This is a genomic window from Kitasatospora setae KM-6054, assembly GCF_000269985.1.
In the GTDB taxonomy this organism is placed as follows: Bacteria; Actinomycetota; Actinomycetes; order Streptomycetales; family Streptomycetaceae; genus Kitasatospora; species Kitasatospora setae.
Window position 1 is genome coordinate 2,853,283 of record NC_016109.1, and the last position, 19,257, is coordinate 2,872,539.

Annotated in this window: 16 protein-coding genes; 7 read left to right on the forward strand and 9 right to left on the reverse strand. The window is 73.4% G+C overall.

Annotation, left to right across the window (positions count from 1 at the left end):
• Positions 1–33: 33 nt before the first annotated feature.
• The 3 genes from KSE_RS12575 to hrcA all read right to left on the reverse strand — a co-directional run bounded on the left by KSE_RS12575 (position 34) and on the right by hrcA (position 3,178).
• Entirely contained in the window at positions 34–777 is a 744-nt protein-coding gene (locus KSE_RS12575; RefSeq protein WP_014135693.1) for a 16S rRNA (uracil(1498)-N(3))-methyltransferase, read from the reverse strand.
• A 112-nt stretch (positions 778–889) separates the two neighbouring features.
• On the reverse strand, positions 890–2,023 hold the full coding sequence (dnaJ, locus tag KSE_RS12580) for a molecular chaperone DnaJ (protein WP_014135694.1): 1,134 nt from the start codon (positions 2,021–2,023) through the stop codon (positions 890–892).
• An 81-nt stretch (positions 2,024–2,104) separates the two neighbouring features.
• A complete protein-coding gene (hrcA, locus tag KSE_RS12585) occupies positions 2,105–3,178 on the reverse strand; it encodes a heat-inducible transcriptional repressor HrcA (protein WP_014135695.1) in 1,074 nt (357 codons plus the stop codon).
• Positions 3,179–3,479: 301 nt separating this feature from the next.
• Between hrcA and htpX the strand changes: the two genes are divergently transcribed.
• Both htpX and pspAB read left to right on the forward strand, forming a co-directional pair.
• Positions 3,480–4,400, forward strand: coding sequence for a zinc metalloprotease HtpX (gene htpX, locus KSE_RS12590; protein WP_014135696.1), 921 nt, complete (start codon positions 3,480–3,482; stop codon positions 4,398–4,400).
• Between the two features lie 78 nt (positions 4,401–4,478).
• Positions 4,479–5,066 (forward strand): PspA-associated protein PspAB, encoded by a 588-nt coding sequence (gene pspAB, locus KSE_RS12595; RefSeq protein WP_014135697.1) that lies wholly within the window; start codon positions 4,479–4,481, stop codon positions 5,064–5,066.
• 18 nt (positions 5,067–5,084) lie between these two features.
• On the opposite strand, the gene KSE_RS12600 is transcribed toward pspAB, so the two are convergent.
• On the reverse strand, positions 5,085–5,807 hold the full coding sequence (locus KSE_RS12600; RefSeq protein ID WP_033258258.1) for a hypothetical protein: 723 nt from the start codon (positions 5,805–5,807) through the stop codon (positions 5,085–5,087).
• Positions 5,808–5,948: 141 nt separating this feature from the next.
• On the opposite strand from KSE_RS12600, the gene KSE_RS12605 reads away from it, so the two are divergent.
• Positions 5,949–6,797, forward strand: a complete 849-nt coding sequence (locus KSE_RS12605) for a DUF3097 domain-containing protein (RefSeq protein WP_014135699.1) — start codon at positions 5,949–5,951, stop codon at positions 6,795–6,797.
• Here the strand turns inward: KSE_RS12605 and KSE_RS12610 are convergent.
• The 4 genes from KSE_RS12610 to KSE_RS12625 all read right to left on the reverse strand — a co-directional run bounded on the left by KSE_RS12610 (position 6,794) and on the right by KSE_RS12625 (position 11,489).
• Positions 6,794–7,492 (reverse strand): hypothetical protein, encoded by a 699-nt coding sequence (locus KSE_RS12610; protein ID WP_014135700.1) that lies wholly within the window; start codon positions 7,490–7,492, stop codon positions 6,794–6,796. The two genes, KSE_RS12605 and KSE_RS12610, sit on opposite strands and share 4 nt — an antisense overlap.
• Complete coding sequence (locus tag KSE_RS12615; protein WP_014135701.1) at positions 7,489–8,103, reverse strand: RNA polymerase sigma factor; 615 nt, start codon at positions 8,101–8,103, stop codon at positions 7,489–7,491. Before KSE_RS12615 ends, KSE_RS12610 begins: the two co-directional genes overlap by 4 nt.
• Positions 8,104–8,240: 137 nt before the next feature.
• Positions 8,241–9,470, reverse strand: coding sequence for a radical SAM family heme chaperone HemW (gene hemW / locus KSE_RS12620; protein ID WP_014135702.1), 1,230 nt, complete (start codon positions 9,468–9,470; stop codon positions 8,241–8,243).
• A gap of 117 nt (positions 9,471–9,587) precedes the next feature.
• Positions 9,588–11,489 (reverse strand): AMP-dependent synthetase/ligase, encoded by a 1,902-nt coding sequence (locus KSE_RS12625; protein ID WP_041293887.1) that lies wholly within the window; start codon positions 11,487–11,489, stop codon positions 9,588–9,590.
• 261 nt (positions 11,490–11,750) lie between these two features.
• Here KSE_RS12625 and KSE_RS12630 point away from each other — a divergent pair, with 261 nt between their 5' ends.
• The 3 genes from KSE_RS12630 (at position 11,751) to KSE_RS12640 (ending at position 16,810) form a co-directional block, all read left to right on the forward strand.
• On the forward strand, positions 11,751–13,484 hold the full coding sequence (locus KSE_RS12630; RefSeq protein ID WP_014135704.1) for an ABC transporter ATP-binding protein: 1,734 nt from the start codon (positions 11,751–11,753) through the stop codon (positions 13,482–13,484).
• Positions 13,485–13,654: 170 nt separating this feature from the next.
• Positions 13,655–15,553 (forward strand): ABC transporter ATP-binding protein, encoded by a 1,899-nt coding sequence (locus KSE_RS12635; protein WP_051055806.1) that lies wholly within the window; start codon positions 13,655–13,657, stop codon positions 15,551–15,553.
• A gap of 183 nt (positions 15,554–15,736) precedes the next feature.
• Positions 15,737–16,810 carry an NAD(P)/FAD-dependent oxidoreductase gene (locus KSE_RS12640; RefSeq protein ID WP_014135706.1) on the forward strand — a complete coding sequence of 358 codons (1,074 nt, stop codon included), beginning with the start codon at positions 15,737–15,739 and terminating at the stop codon, positions 16,808–16,810.
• Positions 16,811–16,934: 124 nt separating this feature from the next.
• Here KSE_RS12640 and lepA read toward each other — a convergent pair whose 3' ends face one another.
• Positions 16,935–18,803: a translation elongation factor 4 gene (gene lepA / locus KSE_RS12645; RefSeq protein ID WP_014135707.1), complete on the reverse strand. Its 1,869-nt coding sequence runs from the start codon at positions 18,801–18,803 to the stop codon at positions 16,935–16,937.
• 104 nt (positions 18,804–18,907) lie between these two features.
• Here lepA and KSE_RS12650 point away from each other — a divergent pair, with 104 nt between their 5' ends.
• Positions 18,908–19,213 (forward strand): antibiotic biosynthesis monooxygenase family protein, encoded by a 306-nt coding sequence (locus KSE_RS12650; RefSeq protein WP_014135708.1) that lies wholly within the window; start codon positions 18,908–18,910, stop codon positions 19,211–19,213.
• Positions 19,214–19,257: the final 44 nt, after the last annotated feature.

The following is a 19,257-nucleotide window of genomic DNA, read 5'->3' on the forward strand; positions in this document are numbered from 1 at the left end:
GGTTGCCGGTTCCGGAACCCCGGCCCCGCGGACCTACCCCCAGCGCCCGGTGCGCCCGAGCAGCAGCGCGCCGGCCGCGACGCCCGCCGTGGAGGTGCGCAGCACGGACGGGCCGAGCCGGTACGGGGCGGCGCCGGCCTCCGCGAAGGCGGCGATCTCGTCCGGGGAGACGCCGCCCTCGGGCCCGACCACCAGGACGATCTCGCCGGCCGCCGGGAGGTCCGCGCCGGCCAGCGGCAGCGCGCCCTCCTCGTGCAGGACGGCGGCGAAGTCCGCGGCGGCGAGCAGCGGCAGCAGCTGCCGGGTGGTGAGGGCGTCGCCGACCTCGGGGAAGCGCAGCCGCCTGGCCTGCTTGCCGGCCTCGCGCGCGGTGGCCCGCCACTTGGCGAGCGCCTTGGCGCCGCGCTCGCCCTTCCACTGGGTGATGCAGCGGGAGGCGGCCCAGGGCACGATCGCGTCGACGCCGGCCTCGGTCATGGTCTCGACGGCGAGTTCGCCGCGGTCGCCCTTGGGCAGCGCCTGGACGACGGTGATCCGGGGCGCGGGGGCGGGTTCCTCGCGGACGGCGGCGACCAGCACGTCGAGGGCGTCCTTGCCGTGCAGCGCGCTGACGGTGCCGTCGGCGCCGCGGCCGCGGCCGTCGGCGAGGGTGAGCGCCTCGCCGGGCTGGAGGCGCTTGACGGCGGCGGCGTGCCGGCCCTCGGCGCCGTCGAGGCGGACGGTCGTGCCGGGGGCGGCCCCCGTCAGGTCGTCGACGACGAACACGGGTGCGGTCATCGGGGCAGCGGTCCTCTCAGCAGGAGCCCATCGCGGGGCCGTCAAAAAAACCGGCCGGGACCGGCGGGGGCACGCAGCCCCTGCGCCGTTCCCGGCCCGGGTCGTACGGGTCTCACCGGCCGTTGAAGGCGTCCTTCAGCCGGGAGAACAGGCCCTGCTGGCCGGGCGCGAACTGCCCGGAGGGACGCTCCTCGCCGCGCAGCATGGCGAGCCGCCGCAGCAGCTCCTCCTGCTCCGGGTCGAGCTTGGTGGGCGTCTGCACCTCGACGTGCACTATCAGGTCGCCCCGGCCGCCGCCGCGCAGGTGGGTGATGCCGCGGCCGTGCAGCGGGATCGACTGGCCGGACTGGGTGCCGGGCCGGATGTCGACCTCCTCCAGGCCGTCCAGGGTCTGCAGCGGCACCTGGGTGCCGAGCGACGCTGCGGTCATCGGGATGGTGACGGTGCAGTGCAGGTCGTCGCCGCGCCGCTGGAAGGTCGGGTGGCTGGTCTCGGCGATCTCGACGTACAGGTCGCCGGCCGGGCCGCCGCCGGGGCCGACCTCGCCCTCGCCGGCCAGCTGGATCCGGGTGCCGTTGTCGACGCCGGCCGGGATCTTGACGGTGAGGGTGCGGCGGGCGCGGACCCGGCCGTCGCCGGCGCACTCGGGGCACGGGGTCGGGACGACGGTGCCGAAGCCCTGGCACTGCGGGCAGGGGCGGGAGGTCATGACCTGGCCCAGGAAGGACCGGGTGACCTGGGAGACCTCGCCCTTGCCGCGGCACATGTCGCAGGTCTGCGCGGAGGTGCCGGGCGCGGCGCCCTCGCCGCTGCAGGTGGTACAGGTGACGGCGGTGTCGACCTGGAGTTCCTTGGTGGTGCCGAAGGCGGCCTCCTCCAGGGTGATCTCCAGCCGGATCATGGCGTCCTGGCCGCGGCGGGTGCGCGAGCGCGGGCCGCGCTGGCCGGTCGCGGCGCCGAAGAAGGCGTCCATGATGTCGGAGAAGCCGAACCCGGCCGCTCCGGCGCCGAAGCCGCCCCCGCCGCCGGGCGACAGCGGGTCGCCGCCGAGGTCGTAGACCTGACGCTTCTGCGGGTCGGAGAGCACCTCGTAGGCGGCGTTGATCTCCTTGAACCGCTCCTGCGTCTTCGGGTCCGGGTTGACGTCCGGGTGCAGTTCACGGGCGAGGCGCCGGAACGCCTTCTTGATCTCGTCCTGCCCCGCGTCGCGTCGGACGCCGAGTACCGCGTAGTAGTCCGTGGCCACCAAATGCTCCGCTTTGTTCCGCCTCTTGAAGTGCCTGCGACAGCACGCTGCCTGTTGCGCCGTTCCGCTGCGCCGTTGCCGTTACGACTCCGCCAGGATCTGGCCGACGTACCGTGCCACCGCGCGCACCGCCCCCATTGTGCCCGGGTAATCCATCCGGGTCGGACCGATCACTCCCAGTTTTGCCACGCTCTGGTCGCCCGAACCGTAACCGACCGAGACGACGGACGTGGAATTGAGCCCCTCGTAGGCGATCTCGTGGCCGATCCGGACCGTCATCGCCGAGTCCGTCGTCTCACCCAGCAGGCGCAACAGCACCACCTGCTCCTCCAGGGCCTCCAGGACCGGGCGGATGGTGAGCGGGAAGTCGTGGCCGAAGCGGGTCAGGTTGGCGGTGCCCGCCAGCATGATCCGCTCCTCGTTCTGTTCGGCCAGGGCCTCGAACAGGACCGTCAGCACGGTGCTGACGGTGGGCCGGTCGGCGGGCTCGAAGCCGGCCGGCAGGTCCTCCAGGACGGTCGGCACCTCGGGCAGCCGGCAGCCGCCCGCCATGCCGTTCAGCCTGGCCCGCAGATCGCCGAGCAGGGCCTCGCCGACCGGGGCGGGGCAGTCGACCATCCGCTGTTCGACCCGGCCGGTGTTGGTGATCAGCACCAGCATCAGCTTGGTCGGGGTGAGCGACACCAGTTCGATGTGCCGCACGGTGGAACGGGTCAGCGACGGGTACTGGACGACCGCGACCTGCCGGGTCAGCTGCGCGAGCAGCCGCACCGTCCGGGCCACCACGTCGTGCAGGTCGACCGCGCCCTCCAGGAAGTGCCGGATCGCCCGGCGCTCCGGCGGGGTCATCGGCTTGACCTCGGCCAGCCGGTCGACGAACAGCCGGTAGCCCTTGTCGGTGGGGATCCGGCCCGCACTGGTGTGCGGCTGGTGGATGTACCCCTCCTCCTCCAGCGCGGCCATGTCGTTGCGGACGGTGGCCGGGGAGACGCCCAGGTTGTGGCGCTCCACCAGGGCCTTGGAGCCGACCGGCTCCTCGGTGCCCACGTAGTCCTGGACGATCGCCCGGAGCACCGCGAGCCGCCGCTCGTCGAGCGGTCGGACGGACGGCCGCGGGTCGATCAGTCGGCCGTCGGGCTTGCCGTCGTCCGGCATGGGGCACGCACCTCCGTCGTCGTCCGTCGTTCCGCTGTCCGGGCCGGCCTGGCACTCAACCGGTCAGAGTGCCAGCACCGTATCTGCCAGTGTACGGCCCGGGCCTGACGGCAGGAACGGTCCGCCCGCGTGATCCTCGTCCGAATGCGGCCCGCCCGGGCGCCCGGCGTGTCGGGTTCCGGGCGGATTCGACCCGTTTCGGATGGTGCCCGCGGGCCCGGCCGGTGGCAGCATCGAAGGCGAGCGGGGCGGCCGGCCGAGCGGCCGGGTCCGGCCCGCGCGAGGCAGAGGAGGAGCAGCGATGTCGGCGTCCCGGCACTCCCGGTTCACCCCCGACCGCGGCCTGACCGGCCGGATGGTCACCACCATGTTCCTGATCGGACTGGTCTACGTCGGCTTCACCGGCCTGCTGATCGTGCTGCTGCGCGGCGCCTGGCCGCTGGTCGTGCTGATCTCCGGCGGCCTGTTCGTCGCCCAGTTCTGGTTCTCCGACAGGATCACCGAGCGGGCGATGGGCGCCCACCGGGTGACCCCCGAGCAGTACCCGCAGCTGCACGGCGCGGTCGACCGGCTCTGCGCGCTGGCCGACATGCCCAAACCCCGGGTCGCGGTCGCCGACAACGACATGCCCAACGCCTTCGCCACCGGCCGCAACCCGCAGAACGCGGTGATCTGCGTGACCACCGGCCTGCTGCGCCGGCTGGAGCCGGAGGAGCTGGAGGGCGTGCTGGCCCACGAGCTGTCGCACGTCGCGCACCGGGACGTCGCGGTGATGACGGTCGCCGGGTTCCTCGGCGTGCTGGCCGGCGCGATGACCAGGATCGCCCTGTACGGCGGCATGATGGGCGGCGGCAACCGGAACAGCAACGACCAGAACGCGGCGATCGCGATGGTGCTGGTCCCGCTCGCCTCGATGGTGGTGTACGCGATCAGCTTCCTGCTGACCAGGCTGCTGTCCCGCTACCGCGAACTGGCCGCCGACCGGGCCGCCGCCCAGCTGACCGGCCGGCCCGCCGCGCTGGCCTCGGCGCTGACCAAGGTCACCGGGCAGATCGCCGCCATCCCGACCAAGGACCTGCGGCAGGCCCAGCCGTACAACGCCTTCTACTTCGCCCCGGCCCTCAGCGCCAAGGAGGCCGCCTCCCGGCTGTTCTCCACCCACCCGTCGCTGGAGCAGCGGCTGGCGCAGCTGCGGAAGGTCTCCGACGAACTCGGGCAGTGAGCCCGGCCGTCCGACGAACCGACCACCGAACCGACCACCCGACGAACCGACGACCCGACGAACCGAGGAGCGCTGCACGTGGGATTCCTGGACGCCCTGTTCGGCCGGAGCAAGCCGGTCAAGCCCGACCTCGACCAGCTGTTCGGCGTCCCGTCGGCGGCACTGACCCTGCGGGCCGCCAAGGGCTTCCTGCCGACCGGCCTCGGCTCGGTCTGCTTCGCCGCCGTCGAGGGCGCCGCGTTCACCGAGGTCCAGCAGCAGGTCCGGGCCCTGCTGGACGCGGACACCGCACGCGGCGGCGTCCCCGTCGAGGCGTCCCGGGACGCCTACGGGTACTCCTGGCTGCTCGCCCGGCACACCCCGGACGAGCTGCCCGACCTGGTCAACGACCTGCACGCGGTCAACAGCGAACTGGAGGCGAACGGCTTCGGCCCGCAACTGCTCTGCTCGCTGGTCGCCTTCCGGGACGCCGAGGGCCGCTCGCTGGCCCTGGTCTACCTGTACAAGCGCGGCACCTTCTACCCGATGTGCAAGGTCGCCGGGCAGGAGAAGCGCGACAACCCGCTGGAGATCGAGGTCTCGAACCTGCTCCGCGACGACCTCCGGATCGAACCCGACCTCTCCCGCTGGTTCCCGGTCTGGGGCGCCCCCGGCCTGGAGGGGTAGCCGCACCGACCGCGGAGGTCAGGGCCTCGGCGCGGCCCGGTAGGCGGCCACCGCCGCGTCGACCAGGATCGGCAGCCGCTCGGCCTCCCCCCGGCCGGCGACCTCCTGCACCACCAGCAGCACGTCGCCGTCGCGCAGCACGGCGATCCGGTCGGTCAGCACCGGGTCGCCGGCCGCGTCGACCTGGGCGGCCCGCAGCAGCAGGCCGCCGCCGAGCGGTTCGACGGTGACCCGCCGCTCGCTCCGGACGCCGTCGGCGAACACCGGTCCGGGCGAGGCGCAGCGCAGCGCGACGGCCCGCAGGTCGGCCAGCACCCCGGCGGCCCGGCCGGGCGGGTAGCGCTCCAGCGACTGCCGGCCGTACCAGCCCCGGCTCCCGCCCGCGGCCGGGAGCCCGGCCAGCCCGACCGCGGCCTCCTCCAGCGCCGGGGCGTACCGGGCCAGGAAGGGGGTGGAGTTCAGCTCCTCGCAGGGCATCCGGGCCAGCGACTCCGTCGGCTGCCGGTCGAGCGGATCGGACCCGCCCGAACCGCCGGAGCCGTCCGAACCGTCCGAGTCGTCCGAGTCGTCGGCGCCGGTGACCAGCCCGTAGCCCGCCGGCAGCCGTTCCGCGGTCAGCAGCCCGTCCCGCAGCTCGCGCGGGGCCCGCCCCGCGACCGCGTCCCCGCCGCCGCTCGCGCACCCGGCCGCGCCGAGCACCACCGCGACGGCCACCGCCGCCGCCCGCCACCGTCCGCGCACCTGTCCCGCCCCTCCGCCCGCCGTCCGCCGTTCACCGTCCGCCGCCCTGGACGGCAATATGCCACGCCCCGCCCGACCGGAACAGCGCCCGCCCGCGCCGGGCCGGGCTGACGCGGCGTCGGCTTCCGTAGACTGCCGCCCATGCGGAGCAGGGAGTACGGGCCGGATCTGACCCCGCCGTGGAAGCGGCAGCAGCCGGCGCCCGAGGTGGCGGCGGAGCGGGACCTCGTGGTGGAGGAGGCGGCGACCGGGTTCTGCGGGGCGGTGGTGCGCTGCGAGCGGACCGCCGAGGGGTTGACCGTCACCCTGGAGGACCGGTTCGGCAAGCACCGGGTGTTCCCGCTGGTGCCGCGCGGCTTCCTGCTGGAGGGCCGGCCGGTGACGCTGGTGCGCCCGGCCGCGGCGGCGCCGGCCCCGCCGCGCGGACCGGGGCTGACCGCGTCGGGTTCGGTCGCGGTGCCGGGGGCCCGGGCCCGGGTGGCCCGGGAGTCGCGGATCTACGTCGAGGGCCGGCACGACGCCGAGCTGGTCGAACGGGTCTGGGGCGACGACCTGCGGATCGAGGGCGTGGTGGTGGAGTACCTGGAGGGCGTCGACGACCTGCCCGCGATCGTCGCGGACTTCGCCCCCGGCCCGGGCCGCCGCCTGGGCGTGCTGGTCGACCACCTGCTGCCGGGCACCAAGGAGCACCGGATCGCCGAACGGGTGACCGGCGACCACGTGCTGGTCGTCGGCCACCCGTACGTGGACGTCTGGCAGGCCGTGAAACCCACCGCCGTGGGCATCCCGGCCTGGCCGGAGGTCCCGCGCGGGGAGGTGTGGAAGGAGGGCGTCTGCCGCCGCCTGGGCTGGCCGGTGGACACCCCCGCCGCCTGGAAGCGGATCCTCGCCGCGGTCGACGGCTGGAAGGACCTGGAGCCGGAACTGCTCGGCCGGGTCGAGGAGTTGATCGACTTCGTGACCCTCCCGGGCGGGGACCGAGCGAGCTAGGCGAGCGCGATCGGCTTGGCCGGCGTGACCGACGCGGCCGGCGGGGACGGCGTGGACGGCGTGGCCGGCAGGTCGGTCGGGCTGCCCGACTGCGGGCTGCCCGGCGGGGGGACGAAGCCCGGGGCGTCCGGGATCATCCGCGGCACGCAGGCCGGCACCTCGTCCACCAGCCAGGTGAGGAACGTGAAGCCCCTGCCCACCCCGTGCTCGATCACCAGCAGCAGCGTCTTGCCGGCCGGGACGTCCTTGGGATCGAACCGCACGCTGGGTCCGCCTGAGAGGCGCATCGCGAGGGGTTCGGCCGAGTCCAGGGGTGACGCCGACGGGCACGTGTCGGTGTCGTGCGCGACTTCGAATCCGGCCGCCTTCACGCCGTGCGCGCGCACCGCGGCGACCATGCCGTCCAGGCCGTCAGGGTCGAACAGCCGGATCGCGATGGTGCCGTCGGACTCCTCGGTGACCGCGTACGCGGCGTTGCCGCCGTGGGCGCCGCCGAGCGCGGCGGGCAGCACCAGGGCGGCGGTGACGGCAGCCGCGCCGACCGCGAGGGCGGCGAGCAGCGGGCGGCGCGCCCGGCGGCGGCGGGGGGCGGGGGCGGTGCTCCCGGCGGCGCGTTCGGCGGCCAGCGCGATCAGTTCCTCGCCGAGCGCGCGCTCGAAGCGGGTGGTGGACGGGGTGTGGTCGGTGCTGGTCACGGGGTCACCTCGAGCATCGGTGCGGCGGTGGTCGGGACGGGGCGGGGGTCGTGCCGTTCGGCGCCGAGCCGGCGGCGGGCGCGGTGCAGTCGGACCCGGACGGTGGCCTGGGCGATGCCGAGGGCCTGGGCGGCTTCGGCGGTGCTGAGGCCGTCGAGGGCGACCAGGTCGAGGACCTCGCGGAGCGGGGCGCTGAGCCGGGCGTGCCGCTGGGCGAGGTCGCGGACGGCGCGCTGGGCGTCGATCCGCTCCTCCAGGGCGAGGATGTCCTCCTCGGCGAGCAGCCGGCGGCCCTGCAGGCGGCCGAGCGCGCGGCGTTCGCGGTCGTCGCCGCGCCGGTGTCCGGCGACGGTGTGGCGGGCGATGCCGTAGAGCCAGCCGAGCGGGGTGCCACGCTCGGGCCGGTAGCCGGCGGCGGCTTCGAGGGCGGCGACGAAGATGTCGGCGGTGAGGTCGGCGGCCAGGTGCGGGTCGCCGACCCGGCGGGTGACGAAGCCGAGTATCGCGTCGACGTGCTGGTGGTAGAACGTGCCGAAGCCGTCCGGAGTGGTCAGGTCCGGTGGCCGGCCGTCGGGGTGCGCGGGGTCGCGGCGTTGCTCGCGCGGGCGCATGCGTCCCTCCTCGGTCGGGGAACCCTGGTCGGTTCCTTCACCGGGTACTTGGCCGCAGCGCCCCGCGGCGTTTCACCCCGTCGAGCCCCGCCGCGCCCCGCATCGCCCCACTGAGCCCCGGCGCGCCCCGCGTCCGCTCAGTCGACCAGGTCGCGAACCACGCCGTCCGCCAGCAGCCGTCCGCGCAGGGTGAGCGCGGCCCGGCCCGCCGCATACGGTACGGGGTCGAGCAGGCCGTCGGCGAGGGCCCGGGCGGCGGCGGCGCGGCCGGCGGCGGTGAGCAGGTCGAGCGGGCAGCCCTCGGCGAGGCGCAGTTCGAGCAGGATCCGTTCGACCCGGCGGTCCTCGTCGGCGAGCACCTCGCGGCCGAGCGCCGGGGTGCGGCCCTCGGCGAGGGCCTGGGCGTACGCGGCGGGGTGCTTGGCGTTCCACCAGCGGACGCCGCCGACGTGGCTGTGCGCGCCCGGTCCGGCGCCCCACCAGTCGGCGCCGGTCCAGTACAGCTCGTTGTGGCGGCAGCGGCCCTCGGGGGTGGTGGCCCAGTTGGAGACCTCGTACCAGTGGTAGCCGGCGGCGGCGAGCGCGGTCTCGGCCATCAGGTAGCGGTCGGCGTGCACGTCGTCGTCGATCATCGGGAGTTCGCCGCGCTTGACCCGGGCGGCGAGCCGGGTGCCGTCCTCGACGATCAGCGAGTAGGCGGAGACGTGGTCGGGTCCGGCGCCGATCGCGGCGTCCAGCGAGACCTGCCAGTCCTGGTCGCTCTCGCCGGGGGTGCCGTAGATCAGGTCGAGGTTGACGTGCGCGAAGCCGGCCGCGCGGGCCTCGGCGACGCAGGCTTCGGGGCGGCCGGGAGTGTGGTGGCGGTCGAGCAGGGCGAGCACGTGCGGGCGGGCGCTCTGCATGCCGAAGGAGATCCGGTTGTAGCCGCCCTCGCGCAGTTCGGCCAGGTAGGCCGGGTCGACGGACTCCGGGTTGGCCTCGGTGGTGACCTCGGCGCCGGGGGCCAGCCCGAACTCCTCGCGCAGCGCGGCCAGCATCCGGACCAGGTCGCGGGCGGGCAGCAGGGTGGGCGTGCCGCCACCGAGGAAGACCGTCTCGACCGGCAGGTCGACCTCGCCGAGCACCCGGCGGGCCTGCCGGATCTCGGCGATCACGTTGTCGGCGTACGTCTCCTGGGAGGCGACGGCGCCGGAGGAGCGCAGCTCGGTGGCGGTGTAGGTGTTGAAGTCGCAGTAGCCGCAGCGGCTGGCGCAGTACGGCACGTGCAGGTAGAAGCCGAACGGCCGCTCGCCGAGTCCGTGCAGGGCGTGGGCGGGCAGCGAGCCGTCGGACGGCACGGGTTCGCCGTCGGGGAGTGCGGAGGGCATGCGCCCATTGTCCGGTAGCGGCCGGCGAAACCCGAAAGGGGTCCGCCGACCGCTACCGGAACGGGCGGGCGGGTGCGGGCGGGCGCGGGTGGGCGGGCGGGCGCAGGGGGCGCGGGCTCAGGCCTCGTTGGTGCCCGCGTACATCGCGGCGACCTCGTCCGCGTACGTCCGCTCGACCACCGGGCGCTTGATCTTCAGGCTCGGGGTGAGCTCGCCGTGCTCGATGTCCAGGTCGCGCGGGAGCAGCGCGAACTTCTTGATCGTCTGCCAGCGCTGCAGCTCGCCGTTGAGGCGCTGCACGAAGCCGTCGACCAGTTCGACGGTGGCCGGGTCGGCGACCACCTCGGCGTACGGCTTGCCGGCCAGGCCGTGTTCGGCGGCCCACGGCATCAGCACCGTCTCGTCCAGGCCGATCAGCGCGGTGCAGTAGTTGCGGCCGTTGCCGATCACCAGGACGTTGCTGACGAACGGGCAGATCGCCTTGAACTTGCCCTCGACCTCGCTGGGGGCGACGTACTTGCCGCCGGAGGTCTTGAACATGTCCTTCTTGCGGTCGGTGATCCGCAGGTAGCCGCCCTCGGTGAGCTCGCCGATGTCGCCGGTGTGGAACCAGCCGTCCGGCTCCAGCACTTCGGCGGTCTGCTCGGGCATCCGGTGGTAGCCGCGCATCACGCCGGGGCCGCGCAGCAGGATCTCGCCGTCCTCGCCGATCCGGACCTCGGTGCCGGGCAGCGGCGGGCCGACGGTGCCGACCCGGAAGTCCTCGGCCCGGTTGACCGTGGAGCCGGCCGAGGTCTCGGTCAGGCCGTAGCCCTCCAGCACCGGGACGCCCGCGCCCTTGAAGAAGTAGCCGATCTCCGGGGCCAGCGCGGCGCTGCCGGAGACCGCGCCGCGCAGCCGGCCGCCGAACGCGGCCCGGATCTTGGTGTACACCAGCTTGTCGGCCAGCGAGTGCCGCAGCCGCAGGCCCAGCGGGGCGCTCTCCCGGCCGGTGGCGACCTGCGCGGCCTGGACGGTCTGCGCGTACTCGCGGGCGACCCCGGCCGCCCACATGAAGATCTTGTACTTGGCGCCGCCCTCGGCCCGGGCCCGGCCCGCGATGCCGTTGTAGACCTTCTCGAAGATCCGCGGCGCGGAGGCCATCAGGGTCGGCCGGATCACCGGCAGGTTGTGGATGATCCGGTCCACCCGGCCGTCCACCGCCATCACGTGACCGGTGGCGATCTGCCCGGAGATCAGCGTCTTGCCGAACACGTGCGACAGCGGCAGCCACATGAACTGCACGTCGTCCGCGCGCAGCAGCCCGCTCTCCTCCTGGGCCACCGCCTCGTACGCCCAGCAGTCGTGCACCAGCCGGACGCCCTTGGGGCGGCCGGTGGTGCCGGAGGTGTAGATCAGGGTGGCGAGCTGCTCCTTGCCGAGCGAGCCGACCGCCTGGTCCACCGCGTCGGGGTGCTCGGCGAGGTGGGCGGCGCCGCGCTCCTCCAGGTCGGCGAGGGTCAGCACGGTCAGGCCGTCGACCGTCGGCGGCTCGCCCGCGGGGGCGTCGAACAGGACGACCCACTCCAGGTCGGGCAGCGCGTCCTTCTGCTCGGCGGCCTTGCGCAGCTGGCCCTCGTTCTCGGCGAACAGCGCGCGGCTGCCGGAGTCGGCCAGGATGAACGCGGTCTCGTCGGCGTTGGTGCTCGGGTAGACGGTGGTGGTGGCCGCGCCGGCGCACATGTTGCCCAGGTCGGCGAGGATCCACTCGATCCGGGTGGCGGAGGCGATCGCGACCCGGTCCTCGGCCCGGATGCCGAGCGACATCAGGCCGGCCGCCACCGCGGCGATCCGCCGGTGCGCCTGCGCCCAGGTCAGCGAACGCCACTGCTCGGCGCCCGGCGTGCTGTCCGCGGCCTGCTCGTCCACCGGAACCGGGTACCGGTACGCCTCGCCGTTCGGGGTGGCCTCTACCCTGCTGAGCAGGAGGTGGGCCACGGAGGGCGGACGCCGCTCGATCATGGACTGCGCGGAACTCAACGAGACCTCCGGGGGCGGGTGGACCGAGGGCCGGGCGACGGCCGCGGGTGGGACGACCGACACCGACTTAACCGGCGAGTAACAAGAGGGCACCAGCAGCCTAGGGGGTGGAAAGCCGATCCGTAAGGGGGTGGCGTGACCTGGCACACTCCCGGGCCGGCAGTGCAGGACCAGCGGCAGGACCCGTCCAGACGTGAAGCTTTCCCACGTGTACCCGAATTCGGGATGCGCGCATCCCCCTTCGCAGACGAGAGTGTCACGGTGCTTTTCAGACTCCTACGCGCCCATCTGGGCCCCTACTCCCGGGACATCACCCTGCTGGTGCTGCTGCAGCTGGTGTCCACCATCGGCATGCTCTACCTGCCGACGCTCAACGCGGACATCATCGACAGCGGCGTGCTCAAGGGCGACACCGGCTACATCCTGCGGGTCGGCGGGGTGATGGTCGGCGTGTCGCTGGCCCAGGCCGCCTGCTCGATCGGCGCGGTCTACTACGGCGCCCGCACCGCGATGGCGATCGGCCGTGACATCCGCTCCGCGGTGTTCTCCCGGGTGCAGGACTTCTCCGCCCGCGAGCTCAACCAGTTCGGCGCCCCCTCCCTGATCACCCGCACCACCAACGACGTCCAGCAGGTGCAGATGCTGGCGCTGATGACCTTCACCCTGATGGTCGCCGCGCCGATCATGTGCGTCGGCGGCATCGTGATGGCGCTCAACCAGGACGTGCCGCTCTCCGGCCTGCTGCTCGCCGTCGTCCCCGCGCTCGGCGCCGTGGTCGTCGTGCTGGTCGGCCGGATGCGGCCGCAGTTCCGCGGCATGCAGACCCGGATCGACGCGGTCAACCGGATCATGCGCGAGCAGATCACCGGTATCCGGGTCATCCGGGCCTTCGTCAAGGACGACCACGAGAAGGCCCGGTTCACCACCGCCAACGGCGAGTTGGCCGGCTACGCGCTGCGGGTCGGCCGGCTGATGGCGCTGATGTTCCCGATCGTGATGGGCGTCGTGAACGTCTCCAGCGTCGCCGTCTTCTGGTTCGGCGCGCACCGGATCGAGAGCGGCGGCATGCAGATCGGCGCGCTCACCGCGTTCCTCTCCTACCTGATGCAGATCCTGATGAGCGTCATGATGGCCACCTTCATGTTCATGATGGTGCCGCGCGCCGAGGTCTGCGCCGAGCGCATCCAGGAGGTGCTGGACACCGAGTCCAGCGTCGTCCCGCCGCTGCACCCGGTCACCGAACTGCGCGCCCGCGGCACCCTGGAGCTGCGCGGCGTCGACTTCCGCTACCCCGGCGCCGAGGCGTCCGTGCTGCGCGACGTCGACCTGACCGCCCGGCCCGGCCGGACCACCGCCGTGATCGGCTCCACCGGCTCCGGCAAGACCACCCTGCTGGGCCTGGTCCCCCGGCTGTTCGACGCCACCGGCGGCAGCGTGCTGATCGACGGCGTGGACGTCCGCGAACTCGACCCGGCCAAGCTCTCCGAACTCATCGGCCTGGTCCCGCAGAAGCCGTACCTGTTCTCCGGCACCGTCGCCTCCAACCTGCGCTACGGAAAGCCGGAGGCCACCGACGAGGAGCTCTGGCAGGCGCTGGAGACCGCGCAGGCCGCCGAGTTCGTCCGGAAGTTCCCCGAGGGCCTGGACGCCCCGATCGCCCAGGGCGGCACCAACGTCTCCGGCGGCCAGCGCCAGCGCCTGGCGATCGCCCGCGCGCTGGTCCGCAGGCCCGAGATCTACCTGTTCGACGACTCCTTCTCGGCCCTCGACTACGCCACCGACGCCCGGCTGCGCGCCGCGCTCGCCCGGGAGACCGGCGACGCCACCGTGGTGATCGTCGCCCAGCGGGTCTCCACCATCCGCGACGCCGACCGGATCGTCGTCCTCGACGAGGGCGCCGTCGTCGGCACCGGCACCCACCAGGAGCTGATGGCCGACAACCCGACGTACCGGGAGATCGTGCTCTCCCAGCTCACCGAGCAGGAGGCGGCGTGACCAGCTCCGAGACCCCCTCGAACCCCGAGAACCCGCCCGCCGACGAGGCCCCCGGCACGCCGCCGGACCTCGCCAAGGCGGCGGCGCCGGACGCCCCGGAGGCCACCGAGGTGCCGTCCGGTTCGCAGGAGGCCGCCGCCCGGCGCGGCGGCGGCGGGCCCGGCCGGTTCATGGGCGCGCAGGGCACCGAGAAGTCCAAGGACTTCGGCGGCTCCGCGAAGCGCCTGGTCGGCCTGCTCGGCCCGGAGCGCACGCTGCTGTTCACCGTGCTCGGCTTCGGCGTGCTCGGCGTGGGCGCCCAGGTGGTCGGCCCCCGGGTGCTCGGCAAGGCGACCGACCTGATCGTCGCCGGCGCCACCGGGCCGCGGTTCGCCGGCTTCCCCAGCAAGGAAGCCGCCGTCGAGGCCGCCCGCGCCAAGGGCGGGCAGCACACCGCCGACCTGCTCTCCACCATCGACTTCACGCCCGGCCAGGGCATGGACTTCGGCGCCATCGGCACCGTCCTGCTCTGGGTGCTCGGCATCTACCTGGCCGCGATCCTGTTCGGCGTGGTGCAGGGCCGGCTGGCCGCGCTGGCGATCAACCGGACGGTGTTCCGGCTGCGCGAGGAGGTCGAGGCGAAGCTGTCCCGGCTGCCGCTCAGCTACTTCGACCGGCAGCCGCGCGGCGAGGTGCTCAGCCGGGTCACCAACGACATCGACAACATCAACCAGTCCATGCAGCAGACCATGGGCCAGGTGGTGAACTCGCTGCTCACCATCGTCGGCGTGCTGGCGATGATGTTCTGGATCTCGCCGCTGCTGGCGGTGATCGCGCTGGTCTCGGTGCCGGTCTCGGTGGTGGTCGCCACCAAGGTCGGCAAGCGCGCCCAGCCGCAGTTCATCAAGCAGTGGGGCTCCACCGGCAAGCTGAACGCGCACATCGAGGAGATGTTCACCGGGCACAGCCTGGTGAAGGTCTTCGGCCGCCAGCAGGAGGCCGCGGAGCTCTTCGAGCGGGAGAACCAGGCGCTCTACGAGGCGTCCTTCCGGGCGCAGTTCATCTCGGGCATCATCCAGCCCGCGATGATGCTGGTCGGCAACATCAACTACGTGCTGGTCGCGGTGGTCGGCGGCCTGCGGGTGGCCACCGGCGCGCTGTCCATCGGCGACGTGCAGGCGTTCATCCAGTACTCCCGACAGTTCAGCCAGCCGCTCAGCCAGGTCGCCTCGATGGCCAACCTGGTGCAGTCCGGCGTCGCCTCCGCCGAGCGGGTCTTCGAACTGCTGGACGCCGAGGAGCAGTCCCCCGAGCCGCAGCACCCCGAGCGCCCCGCCGAGGTCCGCGGCCGGGTCGCGTTCGAGGACGTCTCCTTCCGCTACGACCCCGCCAAGCCGCTCATCGACGGCCTGTCCCTGAAGGTCGAGCCCGGCCACACGGTCGCCATCGTCGGCCCGACCGGCGCCGGCAAGACCACCATGGTCAACCTGCTGATGCGCTTCTACGAGGTCAGCGGCGGCCGGATCACCCTGGACGGCGTGGACATCGCCGCGATGTCCCGCGAGGAACTGCGCTCCGGCATCGGCATGGTGCTCCAGGACACCTGGCTGTTCGGCGGCACCATCGCCGAGAACATCGCGTACGGCGCCGAGTCCGCCACCCGCGAGCAGGTCGTGGCGGCCGCGCGGGCCGCGCACGTCGACCGCTTCGTGCGGACCCTGCCCGAGGGCTACGACACCGTCCTGGACGACGAGGGCACCGGCGTCAGCGCGGGCGAGAAGCAGCTGATCACCATCGCCCGGGCCTTCCTGGCCCAGCCCTCGATCCTGGTGCTGGACGAGGCGACCAGCTCCGTCGACACCCGCACCGAGGTGCTGATCCAGCGCGCGATGGCCGAACTGCGCACCGGCCGCACCAGCTTCGTGATCGCCCACCGCCTCTCCACCATCCGGGACGCCGACGTGATCCTGGTGATGGAGAACGGCTCGATCGTCGAACAGGGCGGCCACGACGAGCTGATCGCCGCCGACGGCGCCTACGCCCGGCTCTACCAGGCCCAGTTCGCCCAGGCGGTGGCCGAGGTCGACTGACCCCGCCCACCCGCCGCCACCGTGCCGGGGCCCGCCGTTCCGGCGGGCCCCCGCCGCGTTCCCGGGCCCGCCGCGCCGTGACCCGGATCACCTCCGCACCACTGTCACGTTCCGGCGGGCTGTCCGGTCCCCCTTGCGGAACCGCCGGAACGTGACAGCGGCGGGGAGACCGAGGAGGACGAGATGACCGGCAAGCACATCGTGGTGATCGGCGCGGGCTACGCGGGGCTGTCCGCCGCCGCCGAGATCGGCCGCGGACCGGGGAGGGTCACCCTGGTCGCCCCGGAACGGCGCTTCGCCCACCGCGTCCGGCAGCACGAGATCGCCGCCGGACACCCGGTGGCCCGCCCCGAGATCGCCCGGGTGCTGCGCGGCCGCCGGGTCGAGCACCTGGCCACCCGGGCCGTCGAACTCGACCTGGCCGCCCGCGAGGTGCGCACCGAGGACGGCGGCCGGCTGGCGTACGACACCCTGGTGTACGCGCTGGGCAGCCGCACCGCCTGGGGCGGCGTGCCGGGCGCGGCCGAGCACGCGTACTCGGCCGAGCGCGCCGAGGAACTGCGCCGGCGGCTCGCCCAGGCTCCCGGGACGGGCATCCTCGCCGTGGTCGGCGGCGGGGCGACCGGCATCGAGCTGGCCGCCGAACTGGCCGAGGCGTACCCGGCCCGGCCGGTCCGGCTGGTCGCGTCCGGCCTGGTCGGCGGCTGGCTGTCGGAGCGCGGCCGGGCGCACGTCCTGGCGGTGCTCGGCCGCCTCGGCGTCCGGGTCGACGAGCACCGCCGGGTCACCGCCGTCACCGCGTCCGGCCTCACCTGCGGCGAGGACGGGGACGTCCCGGCGGAGGTGGTGGTGTGGGCCGCCTCGCTGGAGCCGCACCCGCTGGCCGCCGCGGCCGGCCTGGCCGTCGACGCGCGCGGCCGCGCCCTGGTCGACGACCACCTGCGCTCGCTCTCGCACCCCGAGGTGCACGTGGTCGGGGACGCCGCCGCCGTCGAGGTGCCCGGCATCGGCGAACTGCGGATGGCCTGCGCCACCGCGATGCCGCAGGGCCGCTACCTGGCGAAGCTGCTCACCGGCCGCACCGGCAAGCCGTTCGCGTTCCGGTACGCCACCCAGTGCCTGAGCCTGGGGCGCGGCGAGGCGCTGGTGCAGCTGATCCACCGCGACGACTCGGTGCGGCCCCGGGTGCTGACCGGCGCGGCCGGGCGGCTGGTCAAGGCGGGCATCGTCAAGGGCCTCCCGCTGTCGCTGCGCTGAGCCCGCCGGGCCGGGCCGTTCCGGCGTCCGGGCCGCCCGGACGCCGACGGGCCGGCACCCGCCCTGGATCAGGGGGTGCCGGCCCGTCGGGTGCGTGCCCGGGTGCTTGCCCGTGCCGGAGGAGCTACTTCTTCTCCTTCGGGGCCTCCGCGTCCGTCGACAGCGCGGCGATGAAGGCCTCCTGCGGGACCTCCACCCGGCCGACCATCTTCATCCGCTTCTTGCCTTCCTTCTGCTTCTCCAGCAGCTTGCGCTTGCGCGAGATGTCGCCGCCGTAGCACTTGGCGAGGACGTCCTTGCGGATCGCGCGGACCGTCTCGCGGGCGATCACCCGGGAGCCGATCGCGGCCTGGATCGGCACCTCGAACTGCTGGCGCGGGATCAGCTTCTGCAGCTTGCCGGCCATCATCACGCCGTAGTTGTAGGCCTTCTCCTTGTGCACGATCGCGGAGAACGCGTCCACCGCGTCGCCGTGCAGCAGGATGTCGACCTTCACCAGGTCGGCGGCCTGCTCGCCGATCGGCTCGTAGTCGAAGGAGCCGTAACCGCGGGTCTTGGACTTCAGCTGGTCGAAGAAGTCGAAGACGATCTCGGCCAGCGGCAGCGTGTACCGCAGCTCGACCCGGTCCTCGGAGAGGTAGTCCATGCCCTGCAGGTTGCCGCGGCGGGCCTGGCAGAGCTCCATGATCGCGCCGACGAACTCGTTCGGGGCGAGGATGGTGCCGCGCACCACCGGCTCGTACACCTCGGCGATCTTGCCGGTGGGGAACTCGCTCGGGTTGGTGACGGTGTGCTCGCTGCCGTCCTCCATGACCACCCGGTAGATCACGTTCGGGGCGGTGGAGATCAGGTCGAGGTTGAACTCGCGCTCCAGCCGCTCCCGGATGATCTCCAGGTGCAGCAGGCCGAGGAAGCCGCAGCGGTAGCCGAAGCCGAGCGCGACCGAGGTCTCCGGCTCGTAGACCAGCGCGGCGTCGTTCAGCCGCAGCTTGTCCAGCGCGTCGCGGAGCAGCGGGTAGTCCGAGCCGTCCAGCGGGTAGAGGCCGGAGAACACCATCGGGCGCGGGTCCTTGTAGCCGCCCAGCGGCTCGGTGGCGCCCTTGTGCATCGAGGTGATGGTGTCACCGACCTTGGACTGCCGGACGTCCTTCACACCGGTGATGATGTAGCCCACCTCGCCGACGCCGAGGCCGTCGGCGACCTTCGGCTCCGGCGAGATGACGCCGATCTCCAGCAGCTCGTGGGTCGCGCCGGTGGACATCATGGCGATCCGCTCGCGCTTGGTGAGCTGACCGTCCACCACTCGCACGTAGGTGACCACGCCGCGGTAGGAGTCGTACACCGAGTCGAAGATCATCGCGCGGGCCGGGGCGTCCTTGGCGCCGACCGGGGCCGGGATCCGGTCGACCACGTGGTCGAGCAGCTCCTCGACGCCGAGGCCGGTCTTCGCGGAGACCTTCAGCACGTCGTCCGGGTCGCACCCGATGATGTGCGCGAGCTCGGCGGCGTACTTCTCCGGCTGGGCGGCCGGCAGGTCGATCTTGTTGAGCACCGGGACGATCGTGAGGTCGTTCTCCAGCGCCAGGTACAGGTTGGCGAGGGTCTGCGCCTCGATGCCCTGGGCGGCGTCGACCACCAGGATGGTCCCCTCGCAGGCCGCGAGGGAGCGGGACACCTCGTACGTGAAGTCCACGTGGCCGGGGGTGTCGATCATGTTGAGGATGTGCGTCGTGCCCGCGTTCTCACCGGACTTGGGCGCCCACGGGAGGCGCACGGCCTGGGACTTGATGGTGATGCCGCGCTCGCGCTCGATGTCCATCCGGTCGAGGTACTGGGCGCGCATCTGCCGGGGGTCCACCACGCCGGTGATCTGCAGCATCCGGTCGGCGAGCGTCGACTTGCCGTGGTCGATGTGGGCGATGATGCAGAAGTTGCGGATCACCGCCGGGTCAGTACGGCTGGGCTCTGGCACGTTGCTGGGGGTCGCGGGCACCTTGGTCCGATTTCTGATCCGATCAATAATGGTTCCGCCCATCCTCCCATGCCGGACGACCCCCGGTCCTTCCGGCCCGAGCGGGCGTGCGGGACGATCACCCCATGATCTTGGAAAGCGCCCTGCTCGACGTCCTCCCCGGCCAGGAGGAGACCTTCCTCGCCGCCTTCGCCGAGGCCCGCCCGCTGATCGCCGCCCAGCGCGGCTTCCGCTCCCTCGAACTGCGCCGCTGCCTGGACGCGGGCAGCACCTCGCGCTTCCTGCTCCAGGTCGGCTGGGACACCCTGGAGGACCACACCGAGGGCTTCCGCCGCTCCCCCGAGTACGCCCGCTGGCGCGAGCTGCTGCACCACTTCTACGACCCGTTCCCGGTCGTCGAGCACTACGGCGAACCGCTGCTCACCGCCTGACCGCCGGCCGCACCACCGTTCCCGCCCGGCGGTCCGGTTTGGGG

Coding starts and splice junctions, on each gene's coding strand:
- KSE_RS12650 (WP_014135708.1), top strand. CDS start 18,908: ATGATCTTGGAAAGCGCCCTGCTCGACGTCCTCCCCGGCCAGGAGGAG.
- KSE_RS12640 (WP_014135706.1), top strand. CDS start 15,737: ATGACCGGCAAGCACATCGTGGTGATCGGCGCGGGCTACGCGGGGCTG.
- htpX (WP_014135696.1), top strand. CDS start 3,480: ATGTCGGCGTCCCGGCACTCCCGGTTCACCCCCGACCGCGGCCTGACC.
- KSE_RS12615 (WP_014135701.1), bottom strand. CDS start 8,103: ATGCGCCCGCGCGAGCAACGCCGCGACCCCGCGCACCCCGACGGCCGG.
- KSE_RS12605 (WP_014135699.1), top strand. CDS start 5,949: ATGCGGAGCAGGGAGTACGGGCCGGATCTGACCCCGCCGTGGAAGCGG.
- KSE_RS12635 (WP_051055806.1), top strand. CDS start 13,655: ATGGGCGCGCAGGGCACCGAGAAGTCCAAGGACTTCGGCGGCTCCGCG.
- hemW (WP_014135702.1), bottom strand. CDS start 9,470: ATGCCCTCCGCACTCCCCGACGGCGAACCCGTGCCGTCCGACGGCTCG.
- KSE_RS12575 (WP_014135693.1), bottom strand. CDS start 777: ATGACCGCACCCGTGTTCGTCGTCGACGACCTGACGGGGGCCGCCCCC.
- hrcA (WP_014135695.1), bottom strand. CDS start 3,178: ATGCCGGACGACGGCAAGCCCGACGGCCGACTGATCGACCCGCGGCCG.